The 23,719-nt window shown below is 64.5% G+C and carries 22 protein-coding genes; 6 read left to right on the top strand and 16 right to left on the bottom strand.

Annotated elements, in window-relative coordinates; translation table 11 throughout:
* The first annotated feature begins 113 nt into the window (after positions 1-113).
* Together glgA and BGI01S_RS11620 are read left to right on the top strand one after the other, a co-directional pair.
* Complete coding sequence (glgA, locus tag BGI01S_RS11625; RefSeq protein ID WP_042325401.1) at positions 114-1,751, top strand: glycogen synthase GlgA; 1,638 nt, start codon at positions 114-116, stop codon at positions 1,749-1,751.
* A gap of 390 nt (positions 1,752-2,141) precedes the next feature.
* Positions 2,142-2,798: a glutathione S-transferase family protein gene (locus tag BGI01S_RS11620; protein ID WP_042325400.1), complete on the top strand. Its 657-nt coding sequence runs from the start codon at positions 2,142-2,144 to the stop codon at positions 2,796-2,798.
* Between the two features lie 12 nt (positions 2,799-2,810).
* Here BGI01S_RS11620 and BGI01S_RS11615 read toward each other — a convergent pair whose 3' ends face one another.
* On the bottom strand, positions 2,811-3,641 hold the full coding sequence (locus BGI01S_RS11615; protein WP_042325399.1) for a phytochelatin synthase family protein: 831 nt from the start codon (positions 3,639-3,641) through the stop codon (positions 2,811-2,813).
* A 227-nt stretch (positions 3,642-3,868) separates the two neighbouring features.
* Between BGI01S_RS11615 and BGI01S_RS11610 the strand changes: the two genes are divergently transcribed.
* Positions 3,869-4,141 carry a DUF1289 domain-containing protein gene (locus BGI01S_RS11610; RefSeq protein WP_322786965.1) on the top strand — a complete coding sequence of 91 codons (273 nt, stop codon included), beginning with the start codon at positions 3,869-3,871 and terminating at the stop codon, positions 4,139-4,141.
* Here BGI01S_RS11610 and BGI01S_RS11605 read toward each other — a convergent pair.
* Entirely contained in the window at positions 4,136-5,311 is a 1,176-nt protein-coding gene (locus tag BGI01S_RS11605) for a GGDEF domain-containing protein (protein ID WP_042325397.1), read from the bottom strand. The two genes, BGI01S_RS11610 and BGI01S_RS11605, sit on opposite strands and share 6 nt — an antisense overlap.
* A complete protein-coding gene (locus tag BGI01S_RS11600; protein ID WP_232624399.1) occupies positions 5,268-6,179 on the bottom strand; it encodes a hypothetical protein in 912 nt (303 codons plus the stop codon). Before BGI01S_RS11600 ends, BGI01S_RS11605 begins: the two co-directional genes overlap by 44 nt.
* A 507-nt stretch (positions 6,180-6,686) precedes the next feature.
* Here BGI01S_RS11600 and BGI01S_RS11595 point away from each other — a divergent pair.
* Positions 6,687-7,754 (top strand): aromatic acid exporter family protein, encoded by a 1,068-nt coding sequence (locus BGI01S_RS11595; RefSeq protein WP_042325393.1) that lies wholly within the window; start codon positions 6,687-6,689, stop codon positions 7,752-7,754.
* Positions 7,755-7,767: 13 nt separating this feature from the next.
* On the opposite strand, the gene BGI01S_RS11590 is transcribed toward BGI01S_RS11595, so the two are convergent.
* The 9 genes from BGI01S_RS11590 to BGI01S_RS11550 form a co-directional block, all read right to left on the bottom strand.
* Entirely contained in the window at positions 7,768-8,112 is a 345-nt protein-coding gene (locus BGI01S_RS11590; RefSeq protein ID WP_042325391.1) for a cupredoxin domain-containing protein, read from the bottom strand.
* Between the two features lie 66 nt (positions 8,113-8,178).
* On the bottom strand, positions 8,179-9,123 hold the full coding sequence (locus BGI01S_RS11585) for a metallophosphoesterase family protein (RefSeq protein WP_042325967.1): 945 nt from the start codon (positions 9,121-9,123) through the stop codon (positions 8,179-8,181).
* Positions 9,124-9,324: 201 nt separating this feature from the next.
* Positions 9,325-11,490: a M1 family metallopeptidase gene (locus tag BGI01S_RS11580; protein WP_042325389.1), complete on the bottom strand. Its 2,166-nt coding sequence runs from the start codon at positions 11,488-11,490 to the stop codon at positions 9,325-9,327.
* A 558-nt stretch (positions 11,491-12,048) separates the two neighbouring features.
* A complete protein-coding gene (locus BGI01S_RS11575; protein ID WP_042325388.1) occupies positions 12,049-13,065 on the bottom strand; it encodes an aldo/keto reductase in 1,017 nt (338 codons plus the stop codon).
* Between the two features lie 125 nt (positions 13,066-13,190).
* The gene (locus BGI01S_RS11570) at positions 13,191-13,388 is read right to left on the bottom strand and encodes a hypothetical protein (RefSeq protein WP_157004156.1); all 198 of its coding nucleotides are present in this window, start codon (positions 13,386-13,388) and stop codon (positions 13,191-13,193) included.
* A gap of 37 nt (positions 13,389-13,425) precedes the next feature.
* Complete coding sequence (locus BGI01S_RS11565; RefSeq protein ID WP_042325384.1) at positions 13,426-14,070, bottom strand: glutathione S-transferase family protein; 645 nt, start codon at positions 14,068-14,070, stop codon at positions 13,426-13,428.
* 39 nt (positions 14,071-14,109) lie between these two features.
* Positions 14,110-14,562, bottom strand: a complete 453-nt coding sequence (locus BGI01S_RS11560) for an SRPBCC family protein (RefSeq protein ID WP_042325382.1) — start codon at positions 14,560-14,562, stop codon at positions 14,110-14,112.
* Positions 14,559-14,894 carry an ArsR/SmtB family transcription factor gene (locus BGI01S_RS11555; RefSeq protein ID WP_042325380.1) on the bottom strand — a complete coding sequence of 112 codons (336 nt, stop codon included), beginning with the start codon at positions 14,892-14,894 and terminating at the stop codon, positions 14,559-14,561. The genes BGI01S_RS11560 and BGI01S_RS11555 overlap by 4 nt, the downstream gene beginning before the upstream one ends.
* A gap of 101 nt (positions 14,895-14,995) precedes the next feature.
* A complete protein-coding gene (locus BGI01S_RS11550; RefSeq protein ID WP_042325378.1) occupies positions 14,996-15,610 on the bottom strand; it encodes an HAD family hydrolase in 615 nt (204 codons plus the stop codon).
* A gap of 243 nt (positions 15,611-15,853) precedes the next feature.
* Between BGI01S_RS11550 and BGI01S_RS11545 the strand changes: the two genes are divergently transcribed.
* Positions 15,854-16,939, top strand: coding sequence for a TIGR03118 family protein (locus BGI01S_RS11545; protein ID WP_042325376.1), 1,086 nt, complete (start codon positions 15,854-15,856; stop codon positions 16,937-16,939).
* 64 nt (positions 16,940-17,003) lie between these two features.
* Here BGI01S_RS11545 and BGI01S_RS11540 read toward each other — a convergent pair whose 3' ends face one another.
* On the bottom strand, positions 17,004-18,341 hold the full coding sequence (locus BGI01S_RS11540) for a sigma-54-dependent transcriptional regulator (protein ID WP_042325374.1): 1,338 nt from the start codon (positions 18,339-18,341) through the stop codon (positions 17,004-17,006).
* Between the two features lie 448 nt (positions 18,342-18,789).
* Positions 18,790-19,953, bottom strand: coding sequence for an epoxide hydrolase family protein (locus BGI01S_RS11535; RefSeq protein ID WP_042325372.1), 1,164 nt, complete (start codon positions 19,951-19,953; stop codon positions 18,790-18,792).
* Positions 19,954-20,333: 380 nt separating this feature from the next.
* Between BGI01S_RS11535 and surE the strand changes: the two genes are divergently transcribed.
* Entirely contained in the window at positions 20,334-21,113 is a 780-nt protein-coding gene (gene surE / locus BGI01S_RS11530; protein WP_042325370.1) for a 5'/3'-nucleotidase SurE, read from the top strand.
* Between the two features lie 71 nt (positions 21,114-21,184).
* On the opposite strand, the gene BGI01S_RS11525 is transcribed toward surE, so the two are convergent.
* Positions 21,185-22,084, bottom strand: coding sequence for a hypothetical protein (locus BGI01S_RS11525; RefSeq protein WP_157004155.1), 900 nt, complete (start codon positions 22,082-22,084; stop codon positions 21,185-21,187).
* A gap of 401 nt (positions 22,085-22,485) precedes the next feature.
* Positions 22,486-23,385: a DMT family transporter gene (locus BGI01S_RS11520; RefSeq protein ID WP_042325367.1), complete on the bottom strand. Its 900-nt coding sequence runs from the start codon at positions 23,383-23,385 to the stop codon at positions 22,486-22,488.
* Between the last annotated feature and the right edge of the window lie 334 nt (positions 23,386-23,719).

Below are 23,719 nucleotides of genomic sequence, written 5' to 3'. Positions count from 1 at the left end.
CCTTCACGCCGCGCTCAGCCATGCCGGACACAGGCACACCCCTTGCTGATGCTTCGCGCTTGCGAACCCTATCGCACTGTGCATGTGCAATAAACCCGTCCCTGGGGGCCACCTTGTCGCTCAACGTTCTTCTCGTCGCATCGGAAGCCTTGCCGCTCGCCAAATCCGGCGGCCTCGGCGATATGGTCAGCGCCTATGCCGCCGCACTACGCGATGCCGGCGTCGATGTCTCGATCCTGATGCCCGCTTATCCCGCCGCGCTCGAACGCGCGCTCGACGTCACGCCTGTCGCGCGCATGACCGGCCTGCCCGGCGGCGACGCCAAACTGCTGCGCGGCCAGATGCCCGACAGCGGCGTGCCGGTGCTGCTTCTGCAAATGGATCATCTGTTCGCACGCGAAGGCCTGTACCGCGATCCGCAAGGGCGCGACTACCTCGATAACCTGACGCGTTTCGCGTCGCTCGCGGCAGCCGCGACGCGCGTCGCGCGCGGCGTGCGCAACGTGAAGCGCCCCGACATCGTGCACGCGCACGATTGGCATGCAGGGCTCACGCCGCTTTATATGCGCGTTGCCGGGGTCGCGGCGAAGAGCGTCTTCACGATCCACAACCTCGCGTTTCAGGGCAACCATCCTTTGGCGATGGGCGGCTGGATCGGCATACCGCCCGAGCTGCTCGCGCCCGCGCTGTCGGACGAGCGCAGCATCGAATTCTACGGCTCGCTGAGCATGATGAAAGCGGGCATCGTGCACGCGGATCGCGTGAGCACCGTCAGCCAGCGCTATGCACGCGAGATTCTCACGCCGCGTTTCGGGCACGGCATGGAAGGCGTGTTGCAGGCGCAGGCTGGCAAGCTGTCGGGCATCGTCAACGGCATCGATACGGCGGTCTGGGACCCGGCCACCGACGCGCATATCGCGCGTCCCTACTCGGTCGCCGATACCGCCGGCAAGCAGGCCTGCAAGCGCGAGCTGCAACAGGCGTTCGGCTTGACGCGCGATCCGTTCGCGCCGCTGGTCGCGATCGGCAGCAGGCTCACCGAACAGAAGCTCGCCGACGTGGTCGTGCGCGCGCTGCCCGAGTTGCTCGAACGACACCCACGGCTTCAGTTCGCGATTCTCGGCCAGGGCGAGCGCGCGCTCGAAGAGGCGCTGCTGGCGCTGTCGGCGGCATGGCCGGGGCGCGTCGGCGTGCAGATCGGTTATGACGAGCGGCGCGCGCACATGCTGCATGCGGGCGCGGATATGCTGCTGCACGGCAGCCGCTTCGAGCCGTGCGGGCTGACGCAACTCTACGCGATGCGCTACGGCACGATTCCGGTGGCGTCGCGCGTGGGCGGGCTGGCCGATACGATCGTCGATTACGTCGACTCCGACGATCACGCTGCGCAGGAAATGCAGGAGGCGCGTGGCGAAGACGGCGCGACCGGCTTCCTGTTCGACGGCGAAACACCGGATGACGTCGTGCACGCGCTCGGCCGCGCGTTGGCCGCTTTCGCGCGGCCGTCGTCGTGGCACGCGTTGCAGCGCAATGCGATGAGCCGCGAGTCCGGCTGGGATGCGTCGACGGCGAACTATCTCGCGTTGTATGCAGAGCTGGTCGACGCACGGCCCGCACTGCGCGATACGCGCATCCGCAAGACAGCGGCTGGCCCGCGCACGGCTGTTGCGGCTTCGGCCGGCAGCGCGCGCAGGACTCGTGTGGATGAAGCATTCGCGACCGGCGCGGGCGAGATGGCGCGCAGCGCGTGACGGCGTAACGCTTCGACACTGACTGACGGCCGCGCCGGTTGGGCCCGCGATATGGCCGGGCCGCGCTGTCTGCCGTTCGTCGTGCTGCGGTTGTGCCGCAATAGCGGGCGCCCCGCTTGCGTGGAGTCGCGCGCTCCCGCAACGATTCGCGTCAGGTCATGCGGGCTATTTCCGGCGACGCGCTTCAGCACGCAGGCCATGCAACGCACGCGGGGTTCTTGCGTGCGCAACGTATCGCGTTCGCGGACTCCAGATCAATCAGCAAGATCGATCGCTGTCCGAACCCGCAACCTCGCGACGACGTCCCCCTCGCCCAAACGCCGCTAAACTACGCGCGAGCCCTCGGCCAATAAACGTTCACCGGGGTTCATCAACACGCGGAGCGCACGCATGTCCTACGTTCTCTACTACTCGCCGGGCGCGGCAAGCATGGCCGTCCACTGGATGCTGATCGAAATGCGCGTGCCGTTCGAAGCGCGTCTCGTCGATATCGACGCGGGTCAGCAGCACGACCCCGACTATCTGCGGCTCAATCCGTCCGGGCGCGTCCCCACGCTGGTGGTCGACGGCTCGCCGCGCCACGAATCGGCGGCCTTGCTGATGCTGCTGGCCGAGCGGCATCCCGACGCCGCGCTCGCGCCCGCGCCTGGCTCGACGGATCGCGCCGCGTGGCTGGAGCTGATGATCTATCTGGCCAACACGCTGCTGCCCGCGATGCGCGACTGGTTCTACGCGGACAGCGACGGCGATCCCGCGGGCGCCGACGCGGTGCGCGCGCTCGCGCAACGGCGGATCGAACAGGCCTGCGACCGGCTCGACGCGCGCCTCGCCGACGACCGCCGTTATCTGGTCGGCGGCACGCTCAGCACGGCGGACTTCCTCGCCATCATGTTGATGCGCTGGACCCGCAACATGCCGCGCCCCGCCATCGGGTGGCCACATCTGGGGCGTTATATCCGCGCGTTGCGTGCGCTGCCTTCGTTCATCGAACTGAATACGCGCGAGCAGCTTACCGAGTGGCGCAACGACGACGACCGGCGCGCATGACGCATGCTCGCGTCAGTTCGCGCGCCGGCTGACGATCACCAGCCCGCGCGACAGATGGCTCACGTTATCGACCGCCTGCGCGCCCGCGTACAGTTGCGCGACCGGCACCCACACGGCTGGATACTTGTACCTCGCGACGTCGAGCAGCAACGCGCTGTCGCTCGCGGCGCCGTACGCGGCAAGCGGCGACCAGTGCCCGCCGCCCGTTTCGCCGATTTCCACGCGCCTGAAGTTCAGCAACGCGAAGCGATCACGACGGGCCGTCGTGTCACGAATCAGATCGCGAAACTGATCGAGTGTCATGTCGCTCGCGTGGAATTTCGCCACGTCGACGGGAAACGTGCGCAGCGCGGCGCTCAGTTGATCGAGCGTCATGCCCTCTTTCGATACGCGCGCGGCGTCGGCCACCTGCGCATCGATCCCGCGAAAGAAGTCCTGCTGCGAGAAAAACGGGAAGTCCGGATACAGGCTCGACTCGGGTCGGCGGATGCCCAGCGCGTTGAGCGCCATGACCGACGTCGCGACCGAACAATACGCTTCGTTGCGCTGCGTTTCGAAGTACTGGGAGAGCGGCCAGTACGACTGGCTGTACGGGGTGGACATCAAACGCTGCTGTCCGGCCGGCTGCGTCAACGGGAGCAGATTGGGCGGGACCGGCAACGGGCCGTCGGCCGGGCGTACTGCCATTGACGCCATGGCTTGCGGCGCGGCTGAACCGGGCAGCTGGGCGACGGTCGTTGACTGCAACGGCGCGCAAGCGGCCAGCGTTGCCGCCACGATCGCCGTGAACCATGCGGACCGGCTGATGCGCCCCGCGACGCGTATCGACGAATCTCTGGACATTGCTCCTTTGCGTTGCGAATGAACCTGGAATAACGACGCCCGCCCACGCGCTTCGCGGCAAACCAGCGAGCCACGGTTTTTTAACACGAAACAAAACCGCGCGTGCGGCGCTATTGCTGCGGGATTGGATATACTCGCGGCCCCGAGCGCGTTCGGCCTGTGCCGCCGCGCCTCGCGTTTCTACCACGCGTTTCTATCACGCGGTGATACAACGAGCGAAAGAGCGCGTGACAAAGCGGCTCGCCACGGCTTTCGCCGGTCAGCGTCGCAACCCATCCACCGGAAATGAAGATCTGAACATGGCCATCCAATCACCGTGCGTCGACGTTTGCAGAATCGACGCCACCTCGGGCTTCTGTGTCGGCTGCCTGCGTACGCGCGAGGAAATCCGCGCATGGAAAGGCATGACCGATCCTCAGCGCGAGGCGCTCATCGGCGACCTGACGCGCCGCGTGGCGACGCCGCCGGCCGCCGCAACGACGACCCCGGCCACCTCATGAGACCGCCGGCCGGCCTGCCGGCGCAACGAACGCGTAGCCGTTCTTGCCGCTGCGCTTGACCTGATACATCGCGTCGTCGGCGGCCGCGACCAGGCGGCGATAGTCGTCGACGGGTTCGGGAAAGCTGGCGATGCCCACGCTCGCACGCACGACCCCGATCCCGCTCTGCTCGTCGGTCTGCACCACGCACGCGATCAACCGCCGGGCGATGTCGGCGAGTTCCGGCTCGCTCGAAAACGCGCGCACCAGCACCGCGAATTCGTCGCCACCAATGCGCGCGACCAGGTCGGTCTTGCGCACCGCTTCGCGAAAGCGCGTCGATACCGCGACCAGGAATTCGTCGCCCGCGCGATGCCCTAGCGAGTCGTTGACCTGTTTGAAGCCGTCCAGATCGACGTACAGCACCGCGATCCGCTGTGTCGTCGGCGCGGCGCCCGCGTGCGTCGCGGCTTCTTCGAGCACGGCCAGCAGCTTGCGCCGGTTCGGCAGACCGGTCAGCGAATCGTGCAGCGACGCGTGCTCGAACTCGTGCGAGCGGCCGGCCAGCTGACGGTTGCGTTTCGCGTACATGCCGACGGCGGTGATCGACAGACAGAACAGCAGCGCCGCCAATCCGATCAGCGTGCGCGCGACGTGGACGATCCGCAGGCGGACGTCGGCGCTATCGGCATCGCGCTGCGCGTGCCAGTAAGTCGACACGTCGTGCAGCAACGCGTCGGTCTCCGCGAGATTGGCGTTCGCGCTCAGCGCGGCGGGCGGAATGCGCGGCGTCGCGGACGGGCTCGCGTTCACCAGCGCCGCGAGCGACGTGAGGTGCCGCGCGAGTTCGGCGCGCGCGTGACGATAGTCCGCAGCGTAGTCCCGACCGTCCGCTATGTGACCGGCCGGCATGCGCTGCCAGACGCCGACCTGTTCGCGGGCGCTTTGCGCGCGGGCGGCCGCTTCGAGTACGAGGCCCGCGTACTCCTGCTTCAACTGATCGGAAAAGACCGTTCTGATCTGCAGCGCCAGATACAGCAGGCCGATCAGCAGACACAGCAACGACGCCACGGCGACCGTCGCGGGACCTGGGCTGAAGCGCATCGCCGGGACGCGTTCGCGATCCGCACGCCGGCTCGCGAGTGGCTCAGGGATGCGAGTAGAGGTCTTGTTGCTGGCGTCCGCTGTCATGTTGCGGATAGTTCACGCGTCGAAACAACAGGTCCATTCGCGCGAACAGACTGTTCTTATGGCGCGCGTTCGCCGCATTCGCGTTGGCGTTCGCATTCGAGGACGCAACGCGGCGCTCGGGTTGTGCGGCTCGTGCATCCTTGCCCGTGCGGCCGGAGGTGGCTTGCTGGGTCGCGGGATCGGCGGCGTTGGTCGCGCGCCGGCTCGAACGCGGTGACGGCGATGGTGACAGTGAACGCGCGGACGTCGTGGAGGTCGCGTCGGCGAGCGTGGTCTGCGGCGGATTCGCCACCGCCCGGGTTCGCGCGACCTGCCCGGACCAGACGGCCTGCCTGCTGCCCTCTTCGCCGTCCGACACCAGCGATGTCTTCGTGCTCGAAGCCATATTCGGCGTAGGCGCGCCCGGCGGCGCGACGGTCGGTGAGTCCGGTGCCGTCGCGGCCGTGGCAGGCGCGGACGTGGCGGTGACTGCGTTAGCCGGGCCGGCCGACGTGAGCGCGGGCGCTGTCGTCATGTTCTGCGACGTGGTCGTGGCCGTGGCAGTGCCCGGCACGGCAGCCGGCTCCGCGGCCTCGTGCAAGGCGACCGGCTCCGCCAGTCTCCCGTTCGTCGCGCCTGCGGCCGCCACTGAGGTCGAACCGGGCATCCCAAGCGCCTGCCGCACACCTGCGATGGCCTCGGCATACGTCTGCTGATCGTGATTGAACCAGACGCCGTAAGCGACGGTGCCCAGCACGCCGAACGCCAACGCACCGGCGGCGGCTATGCAGAGCGCGAGGCGGCCGAAGGCAGGCGGCGACGCAGTCGTGGGACGCGGGCCGCGAGTGTCGAAAGCGCTCCCGGGACCCTCGGTTTCGGATTGAGGCATGTCGGAATCGTTAGCCATTGCAATTACTCCGGAGTACGTCTTACTTCTGGCTGACAAGCCACTATCAGACTTCGATCACGCGACGTCGCAAGGTCGATGCAAGGAAGGAATGTACGCCGCTCCTCACCCGGCGACAACAGAGTGTCGGCGCTTTAAACGCCGCTGCGCCAGTCCGCGTTTTGCGCGCTAAAAACGGGTAAAAAATTCAAGCGGCATGGGCCGCCGGCGCTGCCGCCGATCGCGCATGTGCCGCGCCCGCCTTTCTGCTCGCGGGTTTGCGCGAGCATCCACGGCATCGGCCGCCGCGTGGCTTTTCTGCACGCAACAACCAAGCCCATCGATACGTCCCGCGCGCCGCTTCCCGGCGGTCGCTTGAAACGCGTTTTCGCTCGACGCCTCGCCGGGCCGGCCGGCTACCGTCGGGTTCCGAAGGCTGCGACCGCAATGGTAAGGTCACGTCCACCTGTTGCCGCGCCTGGCTTAACGTCATCGGTTCACATAAAAACCATGTCCAACGTCTACTCCCACAAGCCGCTCACGCCGTTTCGCCGTGCCCTCGCGCGCTTCTCTCTGTCCGAAACGGCGAAATACACGAAGCTGACACTGGGCCTCTGGATCGGCTTCTTCATTCCTTCGCTGCTTGGCTATCCCGATGCCGCAGTGTCGCTCGCCGGTTCGGCCATGCTGACGCTGGCGCTGGGAAGCTCGATTTCGGCGGCCAGAAGCTACTTCTACAAGCGCGTGCTGTCCAATGTCGTCGCGATGCCGCTGGGCACGCTGCTGATCTGGCTGACCGCGCCTCACCTCTGGCTGGGCGCATTGCTGCTGCCGGTGGTGATCTTCGGCACCGCCGGCCTGAGGCCGTCGCTGTTCCAGATGACCAGCGTCACCGTGCCGATGACCCTCGTGCTCTACACCGGCGAACATCTGCCGCTGCTCGAACAGCGTCTGATCGGTGTGGTGCTGGGTATGCTGCTCGGCTTCATCATCCAGGAGGTGGCCTTTCCGCCCGATCACGGCTACTGGGCGAACACGCTCGTCAACGACGGCAACGAGCAGGCGACCGACACCTTCGCCCAACTCGCCGCCGGCACCCTGGCGCGCGCGCAGATCAAACCCGCTGCCGCAAAACTGCGCGCGCTGAGCACCAATCTCAAGCAGGCGCACCAGCTGCTGAAAACCGATATCGAGCAGGCCTGGGTCTCGCCGCATCTGGCGCGCAATCGCGCACGGGCGCCGCTTTTCGCGTGCTATCAGGAAGTCTTCGATTCATTGGTCAATTTTCTGGAGACGATGGACACGTTCCACGATCAGTTCGCCGCGCTCGATGCGTCGTGGCGCGAAGCCTTCTTCGCGCGCCTTGGCACGCTGGTGGCGGCGCACCGGCAACTGGCCGAGGCGGCGGATCTGCGGGTCGAGCGGCCGCCGTTGCCGAGGCCGCCGCTGCAGATGGAAGAGCTGCGCCATCTGATCGAAGACCTGCCGGGCGCCAGCGTATTCACGAGCGTGTATCTCGGCCACCTGAGCGGCTACGGCATTCTGCTTTGCCGGCTTAGCGAGCTGCATACCGCGTGAACGGCTGCGTTGACTACTGCACGGTGATGGTCTCTTTCATGTTCGGATGGATGCCGCAAAACACGTTATAGACGCCGGGCTTGTCGAACTTGAACTGATACGAGTCGTTCTGATCGAGCGCTGCGGAACGGAACAGGCCGGCGTCGTTGACGACCGTATGCGGCTCGCCGTCCAGATTCTTCCAGGTCACGGTCGAGCCGGCCTTCACCGTGAGCGCCATCGGCGAAAACATGAAGTTCTTGATGACCACCGCGCCGGGCGTTTCCGCGTGCGCCGCGTACAGTCCCGCCGATGCCGCGATCAGCGCGGCGCCGCCGAGCAGAACCCGAAGCGCGCGGCTCATCCTGTTAGTTTGCATGACTAATCTCCTTTGCGTGAATGCTGAGTGCTGAGTTTTAAGTGCTGCATACGGAACGGTCCGCGATCAGACCAGCGTGGTATCGGCGAGCGTCGCCTTCAGTGGATGCTGCGCAATGCTGATGCTGGTGACGCCGAGCATTCTGGGAAGCTGATCGCTTGCCACTTTCAGCGGCCCGGGTCCGTCGCCGATGCCGGCGCTCGGCTGCGGATAGGCCGTCGAACGCGCGGTGTGGAAGGTGATATTGCCTTCGACCTTCGACACGATCTGATGAATATGGCCGTTGAGCACCGTCACCGAGCCGAAACGCTTCAGGTAGCTCATCGCCTGGCCCGCGTCGCCCGTGCCCCAGCCCCACGGCTCGTAGATGGTCCACATCGGCATGTGCGCGAACACGACGATCGGCGTGCTCGACGCGCGTCCCTTGAGATCGCTTTCGAGCCACGCGAGCTGCTCGTCGCCGAGACCACCGAGGCCGTTCGGCTTGAAGTGCATCACGTTGACGAGGCCGACGAAGTGCACGCCCTGATGATCGAAGCTGTAATAGCCCTTGTTGTCCGACGCCTGCCCGAAGCGGCTGAAGTATTCGGTGCCGGGGCCGTCCGTCACGTCGTGCTCGCCGGGCACGGTGTGCAGTTCCGTGATCTTCAGGCCAGACATCAGCTGCGCCGCGAGATCGAACTCCGACGCCTTCGACAGATGCGTGATGTCGCCCGTATGGATCGCCAGCGCGGGCTTGACCGGCATCGCGTTGACGAAGTCGATGGTCTGCTTCAGCGTACCCGCGACGTCCGGGTTGGCCTCCTTGTTGAAGCCGATATGCGTGTCGCTGATCTGCAGGAAGAGCGGCACGCCCTGCATGGCCGCCGGCTTTGTCGCGTCGGCGGCGAGCGCCAGTTCGACCGGCGTGAGCACGCCGCCCGTCAGCACGAACACGGTGCCGAGCCCGCCGAACGCAAGACATTTCAGCGCGCCGCGACGCGCCGGATCGAATGAATGATGTGACGACATGGTGACCTCACGATAAGGATTCGCGGGCGAGCCGCACAATCGTGCGGCGGCCTTTGCGACTCGGTTCATGAGGCATGACCGGTCTTGCGCCGGTTTTATTCCTGCGTCGTGCGATGCGCTGAAAAAAAACTGGCGGCCCGCTTCGCATGATGCTGCGATGCGGGCGCCTTATTGCCATTGCGCTCCCTTACGACATCCTCCTCACTGCGCCTGCGGCTTCTGCCTGAGCTTGCCCTGATAGCGGATTGCAGGACGCAGCGACTGTGTGGTCGGCGCGACGGTCGTCAACTGACGCGCGAGCGGCGTGACCGTCGGGCTCAGCGAGCCGATGCTCGTTTCCCGCGACGGGTCCGCGAGACCGTTCTTCACCAGCAGCTTCGCCTCGAGTTGCAGGCTGGTCAGCAGCACCGGATCCTGCAACGCGCTGCCCTGCGCGAGCAACTGACTCCACGCGTTGTTGCTGTAGTTGGTCACGTAGTAGTCGAGACCGCTCGGATCGGCGAGCACCGCCGAGCAACCGTTCAGCCGCACCTGAGTCTGCGTGTTCTTCATCGCGACCGTCTTGCGCGAGGTCAGTCCGTCGCCGTACGCGAGCGTCAACGGAATCGTCCACTGCGTGCCCGGATACGCGTTCTGGTTCGGGAACGGCGACTGTTTCAGCGTGACCACTGTCTGGTTCGTCGTCAGATCGCACTGGGTGTCGAGCGAGATCAACGGGACGCCCGTTTGCCGCACGAAGCTGTCGCCGATCGCCACCATCGGTTCGCCGCTCGCCTTGGCCAGTTCGTCCCACAGACGCTTCGGCGTACCGTTGCCGAGCGAATAGTCGGCCAGATACGTTTGCAGGCCACGGCGCATCACGTCTTCGCCGAGATAGTTCTCCAGCATCTTCAGCACATGGCCCCCCTTGTCGTACGTGAATGCGCTCGCACTCAGCACGAAATCGTTCGACGCCCAACCGTTGAAGTTCGGCTGCACCGGGAACGCGGTGGACTTCAGATCCGCGTTGATCACCGCGTACTTGTTCTTCACGTCGTCGACCCAGCTGAAACGATCCGGGAAGAAGCGCACCTTGGTCTTGTTCTCGAAGAACGTCGCGAACGATTCGTTCAGCCACACGTCGTCCCACCAGTCGAGCGTGACGAGATCGCCGAACCACTGGTGTGCGGCTTCGTGCGTGAGCACAGTCACGCCGTAATCGGACATCGTCGTGCCGGGGGCCGGGAGGATGTCGTCGGCGAATTCGAGAATCGCCCCCCAGTTCTCCATGCCGCCGAAGTTCAGGTCCTTCTGTTCCTTGAACGCATCGTTGGCGGCGATCGTGTCGAACTTGGTGAGCGGCAACGAGATGCCGGTGTAGCGATAGTAGTAATCGAGCGCCTGCTTGGTCTGCTGCATCGCCGGCTTCGCCCAGTCACGCATACCGGGCGGCGTGAAGATGCGCAGATGCAGACCCTTGCCGTCGGGCAGCGGGCTCGTGAAGTCGTCTTCGAGAATGTCGAACTGGCCGCCGCCAAAGAACAGCAGATACGACGGCATAGGCGGCGTCTTCTCGAACGACACCAGCTTGTAGCCGCTATCCACGTTGACCGCCGGCTTCTCGGCCGCGTTCGACACGACCTTCCAGTTCTGCGGGACTTCCGCGCTCACCTCGTAGGTCGGACGGAACGCGGGTTCGTCCCAGCCGGGGAACCATTGACGGGCGAGGTTCGATTCGCCTTGCGTGAGGATCGCGCCGCTCGTGGTGCCGTCGGTCGCCTTCAGGTCGACGCGGAATACGCCTTCGGCAGCGGAGCAGCCGGGATAGGGATCGTCACCGCAACTGCCGCCGGTCTTCGCGACCGGATCGTCATAGGTCTTGAAGTTGATGATGCCGCTCCACTCCATGTGCAGCGAATAGTTGCCCGCGGCGATCTGGCCGCTCACCGGCCGCAGCTGATAGAAATCGCCGTCGTCCTGCGGCGTGGCGATCAACGGGATGTTGCCCGGTTGCAGCGTGATCGAGCCGTTGACGAACTTGACACGGTGTCCGGCAATCGTGATTGCGTTGACCGCCTTGAGCACCTTGATCTGCACGTCCGCGCGGCCGTCGAACGAAGACAGTGCCGGGTTCGGCCGGAACCACAGCTTGTAGTTGACCGGCGTGACCGTGTCGGGCAACTCCACCGGCGGCACGGTCTTGTCGATCGACGTGTTCGCGGCGGGCGGCGCGGCCAGCGCAACCGGTGCCGCGTCGGAAGCGGCGGCCGGCGTCTGTGCGGACTTGCTCGACAACGCGGACGAGCCGTCGCTGCCGCCGCATCCCGCCAGCGCCGTGATGCCGGCTAGCGCCAGGCACTGTATCTGCAATCGGAAATTTATACGCATTTTAATCCTCGACTGACAAAATCGGCTTAAAGAAAGTGCGTTGAGTGCTTCTGCTGTGTTTCTGTGTTTTTCAGCGAAAAAGGTCTCCCGCACCAGCACCGAATTGCTAGCGAGAATGAATGGACGTGTTGACGCCTCAGCACTGGCGGCTGATTTTTTAATCACGATCCATTTTTATTACAATGCTTTCAAAAAGACTGCGTGAAACGCCTTACTGAACATCCATGCGACGTCCGACCAACCGGAAAACGAAGGCATGCCTGCGTCTGCGGGCAGATAAGAAGAAATATCGAGGTCGGTTTCTGGACGACAGTGCGTAGCCTAGTTTGGCAAACGTTCTCGTGTCAACTTCCTTTCACAATCTTTCCTGCGCGAGTGCTTCGTGTATGCAATTCGAATGGGAGTGGTAATCGGTAGAGTTAATCGATGCGAAAACGGAATATGGCGCCTTACTACGGAAAATTTTATTTTTCTCTGTTCCGTATTGTGCTAAGGAAGCCTGAAAACTCGACTGCAAATGCGTTGACTATTTCAACAGCGTTCAAATAGGATTTAATTTTAACTAGCTATTGAGTTCACCGCCGCCACGATCCGCGCGCGCATCGCTTTGTCGGGCAACGGACCGGAGCCGGCCCGAACGTTGTCGGCCATGTACTGCGGACGGCCCGTGCCGGGAATCACCACGGTCACCGCCGGATGCGCGAGCACGAACTTCAGCAGGACCTGCGCCCAGCTCGTGCAGCCGATCTCCGCCGCCCATTCGGGCAACGGCGTTTTGACGACGCGCGCGAGCAGGCCGCCACCGCCGAACGGCTGGTTGATCACCACGCCGATGCCCAGTTCCGCCGCGAGCGGCAGGATGCGTTCTTCGGCAACGCGGTCGTCGGCGGCATAGTTGATCTGCACGAAGTCGGGCTTTTCGCTGCGCATCACAGCCGCGACTTCGCCGAAGGCGCTCGACGTGTAGTGCGTGATGCCGATATGGCGAATCCGCCCGCGTGCTTTCCAGTCGCGCAACGTCGCGATTTGCGTGCGCCAGTCGAGCAGATTGTGAACCTGCATCAGGTCGATGCGCGGCTGCTGGAAACGGCGCAGCGATTCTTCCATCTGCGCGATGCCTGCATCGCGTCCGTCGGTCCAGACCTTGGTCGCGACGAACGCCTGGCGGTGCGCGTCGAGTTGGGTGAGCAGCGCTCCGGCGACGGCTTCCGACGAGCCGTACATCGGCGACGAATCGATCACCGAACCGCCGGCTTCGAAGAGGATGCGCAGCACGTCGGCGAGTTGGGCGCGCGCGGCGGGATCGTCGCCGACGTCGAAGGTGCGCCAGGTGCCGCAGCCTATTACCGGCACGCGTTCGCCCGTGGCAGGGATCGCGCGCTGGGCCATGCGCGGCAGCGGCGTCGTCGTGGCGGATGGCGTTGCAGCGGGCGTTTGAGTATGGGCTGGCGATTGAGCCGCCGTTAGCCCTGACAATGCGAGCGACACCGGCAAGCCGATCGCCGCGCCGCCCGCCGCACGCAGAAACCGGCGTCTGTCGATGCGACGCCCATCGTGTTTCGACGAAAGTGCCATGACGTACCCTCGATCCGCAATGAGACGCGTGACTTCGTACGATACGGCAATTCGGCCGGACTGGTTGTTTCGAGAAGCGTGAAGCGCCGTCATGCTTTCAGGACGCACGACGACAACGCACGACGCTACCTGATGAAATGCACCCCACAGATCGGCGTGAGCAACGACAGTTGCCCACTATCGGCCTGCGCGAACCGGTCCGCCGCCATCGCGGACCCGGCCGCCGCGGCGATTGCGATCAGCGCGAGTGCAACCTGCCGCAATCGTCCGATACGGCCGACGAACGTGGACGATAGGCTGCGCCAGCCGGCCAGCAGGGTCATTGTCAGTGCGACGATCGCGCAGCACATACTTCGCCCTTCACCCGTGCGCCGCGGTCTGTGCAGGCCGCGCGGGAAATGGATTACGCCACGAGTCGAACGCGTTCAACTGATCGTGCCAGCGCCGCACCTCCGGAAATTCGTCGAGCGGTATCGCCGCGCTTTTCGCGTACGGTAGCGTCACGCCGACGGCAAAATCCGCGACCGACAGATCGTCGCCGAGCAGCCACTTGCGTCCGGTCAGATGCTGATCGAGCACGCTCGCATGCTTGCGGAAAAAGCCCTGCGCTTCCTCGACTTTCGACGGGTCGGGTTCGCCCATGCCGACCCACCGCTTGATCAGGTGCTCAAAGTAAAGTGCGTTGCCGTGCCGGTATAGATGCTGATTGTTCCAGCTCAGCCAGCGCACGACGTCGATCTGCTGCTGTGCGTCGCGCGGCCAGAGGCCCGATCCCGCGCGCTGCGCGAGGTGGCAGATGATGGCGTCGGCTTCCCACAGCTTTCTGTCACCGTCGACGAGGCTCGGCACCGTGCCGTTCGGATTGATCGCGAGATAGTCGGGACTCTTCTGCTCGCCGTCGCCCTTGCCCAGATCGACGAACACATATTCGATTGGCAACCCTAAGTATCCGGCCACCGCGCATGCCTTGCGTGGCGCGAGCGTTTCAGCATAGTAGAGCTTCATGAGCGACCTCGGTATGCGTTGACATCGTTGCGGCGAACCTCAATCGCCCGCGCTTTCCAGCTCGTCGATGAGACTGTCCAACTTCTCGAACGCCCCGCTCCAGCCGGCCCGATGACCGTCGCGCGCGGCTTCGTCGAAAAATTGCGCGTGCGTGAACGTCATCTCCGTGCCTGCATCGAGCGGCCGGAGCTGGATCGTCACGAGAGAACGCCGCTCGGGCAGCGTGACCCACTCCCACGTAAAGACCAGTTTGCGCGCCGCCTCAACCTGACGGTATTCGCCGCGACAATCGTGCGTTTCGCCGTCGAGCGTCTGGAACACCACGCGAAAGCGGCCGCCCACGCGTGGATCGGCTTCGGCACTTAGCACCGGCCCGGCGTCCGGGCCCCACCAGCGCGCCATCAGTTCGGGCCGTGTCCATGCGGCGTAGACCTTTGCCGGTGGCGCTTTGAAATGCCGCACGATCGTCAGGCTCGGCTTCTCTTCACTCATTCCTCTTCCCCTTCGACAAAATCAGCAAGCCGGTCGAGACTCGCGGACCAGAAGCGCTCGTAGCGCCTTAACCACGCCATCGCTTCTTCCATCGGACCGGCAACGAGTTCGACCGACACGGTGCGCCCGCTCTTTGTGCGCGCGATCAGGCCGGCGTCGCTGAGCACGTCGAGATGCTTCATGACCGCCGGCAGCTTGAGCGGCAGCGGACGCGCGAGTTCCGTCACCGACAGGCCGGGCTCACGCTCGAGACGCGCAAGGATGGCGCGCCGCGTGGGGTCGACGAGGGCGGAAAACGTACGATCGAGTTGACTGACAGGACACTTCACCATGTGGTGAACTATAGGCGCTGAATGCGCGGCGTCAAGTTTTTTCGAGGGCGTCGATAGGCGATGTGCGAGTGCAAACGCGGAGCAATGCCGCGGCTTATCGCCTACAGCAGTCCATGACGCTGCAACTCATCGGACAGTTGCGCAGCGCTGACGAACTTGTGTCCTTGCAGACCGGCGGCAATCGCGCCGTTCACGTTGGCGTCGGTGTCGTCGACGAAAAGCGTTTGCGCCGCGCGCACGCCGAGTTGTTCGACGCAGCCAAGATAGGTCTGCGCCGCCGGTTTCGCCGCGCCGAACGCGGCCGAAGAATAGACATGCGAGCCGAACAGCCGAGCCACAGGCGGATTCAGATAGCCGATGTGATCGGTCAGCAACCGGCAGTTGTTCGTCAGTATCGCGATGCGATGATGTTCGGCCAGCCTGGCGGCCAGCGCGATTACGGACTCGTCGGGTGTGATCGATGCGTGGCGCGCGGCCAGCCAATCCGCGCGACTGACGGGATAGTTCAGCAGAGCGCCGAGTTCGCGCAGATACTCGTCATCGCTGATCTGGCCGGCATCGGCGCGGGCTTCGAGGCCGGAGCCCCAGATCGCATCGCGCACAGCTTCCGCCGTGCAGCCCGAAATCGCTGCCAGACAATCGACCCGCGCCGCGCGGTCGTAGCGGGACAGGACGCCCTCCATGTCGAACAGAACCAGCGTAATCGATGCAGTCATGCTGTCGGCCTCGCGTCGGGCAACACCGGTTCGTATTTTGCCTCGACGAATCTCCAATGCCATACGGAGAAAAAAAAACAAAAGATCGCCCGCTCATGGGCGGTGCGTTTGCCGCTTGATGTCTTTCGAAGCGGATCGGGCGAACGCGGCTCCTCGAAAAAATCGCTTCACTCCCGGGAATAAAGCCGCGGCGCCGCGCGTTCAATAACCGCAATGACCATCGGTCATCAGAGAGGTGCGGCCATGAAGTCTGTGCTTAAGGTACTCGGCGCCGTCGTGGGCGGCGCGGCGTTGACGGGTCTCGTCGCATGCGGAGGGAATTCCGATTCGCTCAGCACGCAGTCGTTTACTTCGACCATGCTGGTGTCCGACGGCTCGGTCGCGGCGGCGCACACGGACCCCAACCTGAAAAACGCGTGGGGCGTCGCGTTCAACCCGAAGGGCTTCGTCTGGGTAGCGGACAACGGAACATCGCTCGCGACACTGTATGACGGCAACGGCACGCCACAATCACTGGTCGTCAGTATTCCGAACGGAACCAGCGGACCGGCCAATCCGACCGGCATCGTGTTCAACGGCACCAGCGATTTCACCGTCACACAGGGCGGTAAGACCGGCGTCGGCGCCTTCGTTTTTGCTGGCGAAGGCGGCACGATCACCGCGTGGGCGCCTGCCGTCGCGCCCACCACCGCGTTCGTCATGTTCGACGGCGGCAGCACCGGCGCGGTCTACAAAGGGCTCGCGCTAGCGAGCAACGGCGGCGCCAACTTCCTGTATGCCACCGACTTTCACAACAACAGGATCGACGTGTTCGACCGCAGCTTCGCGAAGGTGGCGATGCCCGGCAAGTTCCAGGACACGACGTTGCCGGCAGGCTTCGCGCCGTTCGGCATTCAGGCGATCGGCGCAAGACTCTTCGTCACTTACGCCAAACAGGATGCGGCTGCGCACGACAACGTGGACGGTGACGGCCTCGGTTTTGTTGATGTCTTCGATACGGCGGGCAATCTGATGCAGCGCTTCGCGTCAGCCGGTTCGCTGGATGCGCCGTGGGGCGTCACGCAGGCACCGGCCAATTTCGGGCGCTTCAGCGGCGATGTGCTGATCGGCAACTTCGGCGACGGCAAGATCAACGCATTCGATCCCGCGAGCGGCCAACCGCTCGGCACGATCAATCTGCCGGATGGCTCGGCATTCGCACAAAGCGGCTTGTGGGGTATTGCGTTCGGCAACGGGCTCAGCAATCAGCCGGTCAACACGCTGTTCTTCGCCGCCGGGCCGAACGATGAAGCCAACGGAGTCTATGGACGCATCGACGTGAAGATGTGAAGCGCGGCGCTCGACGCCCGGCACCCCGGCGGCGCGCTTCACGGCACGGCGTCACGCGAAATTTTCAACCGTGTGCCAAGCACTCATCGGCATAACGCATGCCGTGCTCGGCGAGCAGGCGATACAGCGTCGCGCGCGAAATGCTCAGTTCGCGTGCCGCGTCGCCCGGGCGGCCGCGATGACGCAGCAACGCAAGTTCGAGCGCCTGCCGCTCTGCGGCTTCGCGCGCATACGCGAGGGTCAACGGCGCAGCCGCGGCGTAAGCCGAGAGGTCGAGATCGGCAGCGCTGATCGCGCGCCCTTCCGACATCACGACCGCACGCTGCACGCGGTTGATCAACTCTCGTACGTTGCCCGGCCACGCGTATCGACGCATCGCCGCGATCGCGTCGGGCGAAAAGCCTGACAGGCGACGACGCGCATCCTTTCTGTGACGGTCGAGCGCATCCAGCGCGAGCAGTTCGATGTCGTTGCCGCGCGTACGCAGCGGCGGCACGTCGATCCTCGACACGCACACGCGATAGTAGAGATCCGCGCGGAAGCGGCCGGCCTCAATCGCCGCATCCATATCGACGTGGGTCGCGCACATGATGCGCACGTCGACGTCGATCATGCTCTCCTGCATGAAGCGCAGCAGGCTCGCCTGACTCTCATACGGCAGATCGCCGATTCCATCGAGAAACAGAGTGCCGCCGTTCGCGCTTTCGATGCGGCCGATGCGCCGTCGATTCGCGCTGTCGAACGCGCTGCGCTCGTAGCCGAACAATTCCGCTTGCAGCAGATCGGGGGAAATCGATCCGCAATTGATTACGACGAACGGCGCGTGGCGGCGCGACGAACGCGCGTGGATCGCGGCGGCCGTCAGTTCCTTGCCGGTGCCGGATTCGCCGGCGATAAAGACCGGCGCATCGATCGCCGCCACGTTGCCGATCCGATCGAACAACGCGAGCATCGCGTCGCTATTGCCGACCAGTTTGCCTTCGCCCACTGCCGTGTCGACGCGAGTGGATTCGCCGAGCGAGACCATGCCGCATGCGTGGCCCACGGTGTCGAGAATCCGCGCGTTGGCTGCGGGCAACGTGACGTAGTCGAAGCAGTACTCCCGCACCAGCCGGCGCGCGGTCGGGTCGTCGAGTTGCGCCGCCGAAGCCATCGCCACCCAACTGACATCCGGTTGCGCGAGACAGTCTTCGAGCGCGCGCGCCTCGTAGAGATCGAGCACGCTCGACAGATCGACGAGCGCACCGACCGGCGTGCCGACCCGCATCGCGCGCCGGACCTCCTCGATCGAGCCGACCACTTCCACTTCCCAGTCGCGCTCCACGATGTCCGCCAGCAGTCCCGGAACAGGCTCGCGTGTGAAATAAACGACACGCTGCGTCATGGCTTTGGTTTTCAGCATCGTTGTGCGTGTAGTCGCAGCGCCAGCCCTGATGCGTGTTGCGCTCAGGCCCCTCGCCCGCTGCGTTGTTCCGGTTGTGCCAGTAGCACGACATCCCGCCGATGGGGCGCAGGTGCGTGCATGAAACGGTCGTTTTCGATCACGGCATCGGATGCTGCGTGTCGACAGTGATAGCGGAGTCGATCGACGAGAACCAATGCGCATGACGTCAGCCGATCATACGTGGCGGCATGGGGGTTTCGACGGTGTCTGACGATATTTAAAGAACCCGGCGACCGGGCGATTTTTCGTCGCAAACACATAGGCCAGCGCAGCGAATGCGGGGGTGTCGCTCGCGTAGTCGGGAGCGGCGCGCGCGGCGTGCAGGTCGGCGTGGCGCGTCGGTTTGGCTGCGGATTGGAGTGCACTGGCCCGAACCCCGGCGCGGAAGATTCGACAACGCAGTGGCCTAGCGCCTCGCCTCTCTCAAAGGCCTGAAAAATCGCCGAATCTCCGTGGCGAGCAAACCCGGCTTCTCCATCGCGGCGAAATGTCCGCCGCTCGGCATGTCGGTCCATTGCGTCACGTCGAAGGTTCTCTCCAGCCAACTGCGCGGCGGATGACTCAGTTCCTTCGGAAAATGCGCATAGCCGACCGGTGGCGACACGCGCTGCCCGTCGGCGAAACGCATCGGCTGCAAGCGGTTCTCCCAATACATCTGCATCGATGACCCGATGCTCTGCGTGTGCCAGTACAGCGAAATATTGGTGAGCAGTTCGTCTTTCGAAAACACGCGCTCGACCTCGCCGTCGCAATCGCTCCACGCGCGAAACTTTTCGCCGATCCATGCCGCGAGTCCGACCGGCGAATCGTTGAGCGACGCGGCCGCCGTCTGCGGTTTGGTGGCGTGCATGTGCGCATAGCCGCCTTCGAGCGCGGTCCACTCGCTTTTATCGCGCAGAAATTTTTCCTCCGCCGGTGTGAGCGGCTGACGGGCCGCGCCGATTGCGGGCTCGTAGGTACCGGGCAGGAAGTTGAGGTGAATGCCGTCGACGGCTTGCGGATGCCGCGCGGCGAGCGCGATCGACACGCCCGCGCCGAGATCGCCGCCCTGCGCGCCGAAGCGCTCGTAGCCGAGACCGCGCATCAGCGACGCCCACAGGTCCGCCACCTGAAATGCGGATGTGCCGGGCCGCGTCGGCGCCGGCGAAAAGGCGAAGCCGGGTAGAGACGGAACGACGACATCGAACGCGTCGGCGGGATCGGCGCCGAACGCGCCCGGGTCGCAGAGTTGATCGAGCAGCGCGCTGAACTCGAAGAACGAACCGGGCCAGCCATGCGTGATCACCAGCGGATAAGGCGCAAGCCCCTCGCCTCGCCGATGCACGAAGTGCACGCGCTGACCGTCGACCTCGGCGATGAATTGCGCCTGCCGATTCAGCTTGCGTTCAGCCGCGCGCCAGTCGAAATGTTCGGCCCAATACGACGCCAGCTCGCGCAGCCACGCGGTATCGGCGCCCTGCTGCCACGCGGGCGCCGGCGTGACCCGCGGCCAACGCGTCGCGCGGAGACGCCGGCGCAGATCGTCGATATCGTGGTCGGGAATGGCGATCTCAAACGGTTCTATCTGCATGGCGACACGTCCGGCATGAGGTGGTGGATGACGCGCGCCGCCGATTCGATCACGTGTCGACGAAGTCCGACCGCAACCCCGGCCGACGCCGGCGCACGAAGCAGTCTGCATGGTACCCGCGTCGCGATGAAAGCAGAAGCAACGGGAAAAGCCCGCAAATTGCGGGCTCTTCCACCGCGCTGCGTGAGCGTCCGTTTAGAAGCGGTGACGTATACCGACCGTGGCGCCCCCCTGCGTATCGGTCGACGAAGCGCCCGCTCGGTGAACGTGCACATGCCTGATACCGTCCGCGCGGGCTTCTGGCCGCTTCGCGACACGCACTCGCCGATAGCCGGATAATGAGCCTTCCATTCCCTTATCCCCGAGAGGAGTTTGTCGCGATGTCCACCTACGAATCCAAAGTGCCGCGCGTGCTGCTGACGAACGACGACGGTATCGACGCGCCCGGCCTCGCCGTGCTCGAAGCCGTCGCCGCCGAACTCGCGCACGAAGTCTGGGTGGTCGCACCCGAACACGATCAGAGCGGCACGTCGCATTCGATCAGTCTGCATTCGCCGCTGCGCGTCAGCCGCCAGGGCGAGCGGCGTTTCGGCGTAACGGGCACACCGGGCGATTGCGTCGTGATGGGCGTGCGTCATCTGATGCGCGATGCGCCACCCACGCTGATCCTTTCCGGCATCAATCGCGGCGGCAACCTCGGCGTCGAGACGATGTTCTCAGGCACAGTCGGCGCGGCGATGACCGGCCTGCTGCTCGGATTGCCTTCCTTTGCATTGAGCCAGACCTTCAGCAATCGCGACAACGTGCGCTGGGATACCGCGCGTACGCTCGCGCCCGGCGTGATCCGCCAGTTGCTGGCGATCGAGCACGCCGTGCCCACCTGCCTGAACATCAACTTTCCCGATGTCGACGCAGCCGCCGCTGGCCCGCTCACGCCGACCCGGCAAGGTGTCGGCCTCGTCGAGGATATCGACGTGCTGCCGCAAGTCGACCCTCGCGGCATGGCCTATCACTGGCTGCGCTTTCAACGCGGCGCACGCGCGAACGATCACGATAGCGAGACCGCCGTGGTTGCATCGGGCCGCGTGTCGGTCACGCCACTCGCCTTCGATCGCACCGACGAACCGACTTTCGCGCGGCTCTCCGCGTCGCTGCGCTGACGCGCAGCGCCGGCGGTTCGGCAGTCTCACGCGATGTGTCGATGCCCTCTGCCGGCGTGGCCGCGCTTCACTCACGGACGTGGCGCGCCGGTCAGGCTCGGCGCACCGCCCGGGCCTGCGGGATCGGGATTGCCGAACGCGGGAAGGCTGCCGTCGTCCCGCGCGCGGACGATCTCCGCGCGTACCTCGGCGCGGCTTTTCGGCCCGCTATCCAACTTCGGCAATACGCCCTCGGCCGGCATCGTCTGAACCAGCGGTGGCGACGAGATGGCTTGCGCGGTCAAGTCGGCTTGCGATTTCGATAGCTCTGATTGCACGGTCGGCTCCGGCTGTTGCAACCGCGGCGCCGCGAGCGGCGCCATCGGTACGATCGGCGCAATGGGCGCATTGAGCGTGGCGGGCGCACTGTCCACGGCATTCAATTCGGGCAGTGCATAAGCTGGCTGACTCGCGCGAGGCGGCAGACTCGACGCGCTTGCGCTATAGCTGCCCGCGATCGTCGTCACGGTTTGCGCCGCGTGTCTGTGCTGCGCATAGCTCGACTCGTGTATCGAACGCTGGCGCGTTGCAAGCTGAGCATCCCGCGACTGAGGACTTTTCACCGCTAAAGGCGACGACGTTCGCGTCGCTTTGCCCTCCGGTCGCGCGGCCTTATCGACCGGCGCGGCCGCAAGTGCGCGCGGCTCCTTATCTGCCTGCTTTTTTAGCGCGACGAGCGGACTGTCGTTCTGACGCGCCTGGCGCGCCGCATTCGGTTGCACGCGTGCCGCTGCCACATCGTCGCGCAGCAGACTTTTGCGCGCCGCATGCAATCGATCCGCCTCGCTCGCGGCGGAATCGCTGCGAGATTCGACGGAGCCCGACGTGATCACGCCACTCATGATGTCGCCGCGCCCGGAACGCGCCGGCTCGTCATGCACGAGGCCGAGTTCGTCGTCCGCGGAGTCGTCGTCGGACTCTGCTACATACACGAAAGCGCCAATCGCAACGGCGCTGAGGACGACGCCCGCAAAAACCACCTTTCTAGGATCGCTAAACAAGACGTGTCCCCTTCCAATCGTGGACAGACGCGTTGCGACGTGCGTGCTGCAACGTGCCCGAATTCATCAGAGGGTTAGCGACGATCGATACGATGGATGCCGCCGAAACGGCCGCAGCTTCCGGCCGATCAACTCACGTACGAAAACGCGCGCGAACTGGATGCACCCAATTCTGGATTTATATTTCGCGAATGTCGAATCGTCGGATTAAGCAGGCCCGTTGGCGGGAAAAGCCAGCCACCGGTTTCTCCTCCGACGATTGAAAATTGACGGTTTGAACTCCGAACTAATTTCCCGCGCACGGTTTATCTCGCCGTTGCGGGCAACGCCAGCTAGACGAGCGGACCTTCTTCCGGCTTCCTGCGCATCGCGACCGCAATCGAACTGCCGACGATCAGCGCGATGCCGAGCAGCGACATCGCGCCGATCGTCTCGCCCCACACCACATAGCCGAATAGCGCGGCCCACACGATGCTCGTGTAGTTGTACGGCGCGAGCGCACCGGCATCGGCCTGACGGAACGCCATCGTCATCAGCAACTGTCCGGCAGTCGCGAACACGCCGAGCAACGCCATCACCGCCAGCGCGTTGAACGACGGCGTGCGCCACGCGAAGAACAGCGACGCGCCCGTGACGAGCGTGCCGACCGCCGTGAAGTACAACACGGTGGTGGCGGAGTCGTCGGTGGCGCGAATGCGTTTGATCTGGATGATCGACAGCGCGCCGAACAACGCGCTCGAAATCAGCAGAACAGGACCGAGCCAACTCGAATGCGAACCGTCCGGGCGCACCACGAACAGCACGCCGACAAAGCCGATCGCGGCCGCGAACGCATCGCGCGGTTTGAGCACTTCCTTCAACAACAACGGCGCCAGCACGATCACCAGCAGAGTCTCCGAATAGACGATCGCGACCGCTTCGCTGAGCGGCATGTACGGCAGGCCCGCGAAGAACAAACCGGACGCGCCGAGCAGCGTCAGCGAGCGCAGGGTCTGCCCGCGCACGTCCATCTGTTTGAGACGCACGGTGAGCGGCTTACCGCGCACGCACATCGCTACCGCCGGAAACAGGCCGAACAGCATGCGGAAGAACGTCACTTCGTTGGCCGGATACGCGAGCGCCACCGATTTGGCCAGCGCGTCGACGACCGCGAAACAGAACATCGACACGAGGATCAGCGCGACGCTGCGCAGCGGCACGGCGGTGTGACGGACGGCGACAGTAGGCGGCATGAGTGGTCCTGAGAAGCGCGCGAAGGGCGCGTCACCGGGTTCGCTATAGCGCGATGGCAGCGCATCGCACAGCGTATGCGAGCGGCGGGAAAACGGATTATGCCCGCTGACGGATGAGCGATCGACAACGACTTATCGCACTTGATCCATTGCGCATTATTTGCCGCGTCTCCCTCGCGCGTATCGCGCCGGCCTTCTTCCGACAATTGCGGGTATGTACTGATACAGCCCGGCCAAACTAATAATATTATTCATATCGATTTCCGCATCGATACGGCCGGCCCCTCAATCTATGGCCGTATGCGGATTTAATAATAATTATGACCATCAATTA

Origin of the sequence: Paraburkholderia ginsengisoli NBRC 100965 (assembly GCF_000739735.1) — a bacterium.
GTDB classification, from domain to species: Bacteria; Pseudomonadota; Gammaproteobacteria; order Burkholderiales; family Burkholderiaceae; genus Paraburkholderia; species Paraburkholderia ginsengisoli.
This window is presented reverse-complemented; position numbering and strand designations above follow the sequence as displayed.

Excerpts from the sequence above, each read along its gene's own strand:
- BGI01S_RS11620 (WP_042325400.1), top strand. The coding sequence starts at position 2,142 with ATGTCCTACGTTCTCTACTACTCGCCGGGCGCGGCAAGCATGGCCGTC.
- BGI01S_RS11615 (WP_042325399.1), bottom strand. The coding sequence starts at position 3,641 with ATGTCCAGAGATTCGTCGATACGCGTCGCGGGGCGCATCAGCCGGTCC.
- BGI01S_RS11605 (WP_042325397.1), bottom strand. The coding sequence starts at position 5,311 with ATGACAGCGGACGCCAGCAACAAGACCTCTACTCGCATCCCTGAGCCA.
- BGI01S_RS11600 (WP_232624399.1), bottom strand. The coding sequence starts at position 6,179 with ATGCCTCAATCCGAAACCGAGGGTCCCGGGAGCGCTTTCGACACTCGC.
- BGI01S_RS11595 (WP_042325393.1), top strand. The coding sequence starts at position 6,687 with ATGTCCAACGTCTACTCCCACAAGCCGCTCACGCCGTTTCGCCGTGCC.
- BGI01S_RS11590 (WP_042325391.1), bottom strand. The coding sequence starts at position 8,112 with ATGCAAACTAACAGGATGAGCCGCGCGCTTCGGGTTCTGCTCGGCGGC.
- BGI01S_RS11585 (WP_042325967.1), bottom strand. The coding sequence starts at position 9,123 with ATGTCGTCACATCATTCATTCGATCCGGCGCGTCGCGGCGCGCTGAAA.
- BGI01S_RS11580 (WP_042325389.1), bottom strand. The coding sequence starts at position 11,490 with ATGCGTATAAATTTCCGATTGCAGATACAGTGCCTGGCGCTAGCCGGC.
- BGI01S_RS11575 (WP_042325388.1), bottom strand. The coding sequence starts at position 13,065 with ATGGCACTTTCGTCGAAACACGATGGGCGTCGCATCGACAGACGCCGG.
- BGI01S_RS11570 (WP_157004156.1), bottom strand. The coding sequence starts at position 13,388 with ATGACCCTGCTGGCCGGCTGGCGCAGCCTATCGTCCACGTTCGTCGGC.
- BGI01S_RS11565 (WP_042325384.1), bottom strand. The coding sequence starts at position 14,070 with ATGAAGCTCTACTATGCTGAAACGCTCGCGCCACGCAAGGCATGCGCG.
- BGI01S_RS11560 (WP_042325382.1), bottom strand. The coding sequence starts at position 14,562 with ATGAGTGAAGAGAAGCCGAGCCTGACGATCGTGCGGCATTTCAAAGCG.
- BGI01S_RS11555 (WP_042325380.1), bottom strand. The coding sequence starts at position 14,894 with ATGGTGAAGTGTCCTGTCAGTCAACTCGATCGTACGTTTTCCGCCCTC.
- BGI01S_RS11550 (WP_042325378.1), bottom strand. The coding sequence starts at position 15,610 with ATGACTGCATCGATTACGCTGGTTCTGTTCGACATGGAGGGCGTCCTG.
- BGI01S_RS11545 (WP_042325376.1), top strand. The coding sequence starts at position 15,854 with ATGAAGTCTGTGCTTAAGGTACTCGGCGCCGTCGTGGGCGGCGCGGCG.
- BGI01S_RS11540 (WP_042325374.1), bottom strand. The coding sequence starts at position 18,341 with ATGCTGAAAACCAAAGCCATGACGCAGCGTGTCGTTTATTTCACACGC.
- BGI01S_RS11535 (WP_042325372.1), bottom strand. The coding sequence starts at position 19,953 with ATGCAGATAGAACCGTTTGAGATCGCCATTCCCGACCACGATATCGAC.
- surE (WP_042325370.1), top strand. The coding sequence starts at position 20,334 with ATGTCCACCTACGAATCCAAAGTGCCGCGCGTGCTGCTGACGAACGAC.
- BGI01S_RS11520 (WP_042325367.1), bottom strand. The coding sequence starts at position 23,385 with ATGCCGCCTACTGTCGCCGTCCGTCACACCGCCGTGCCGCTGCGCAGC.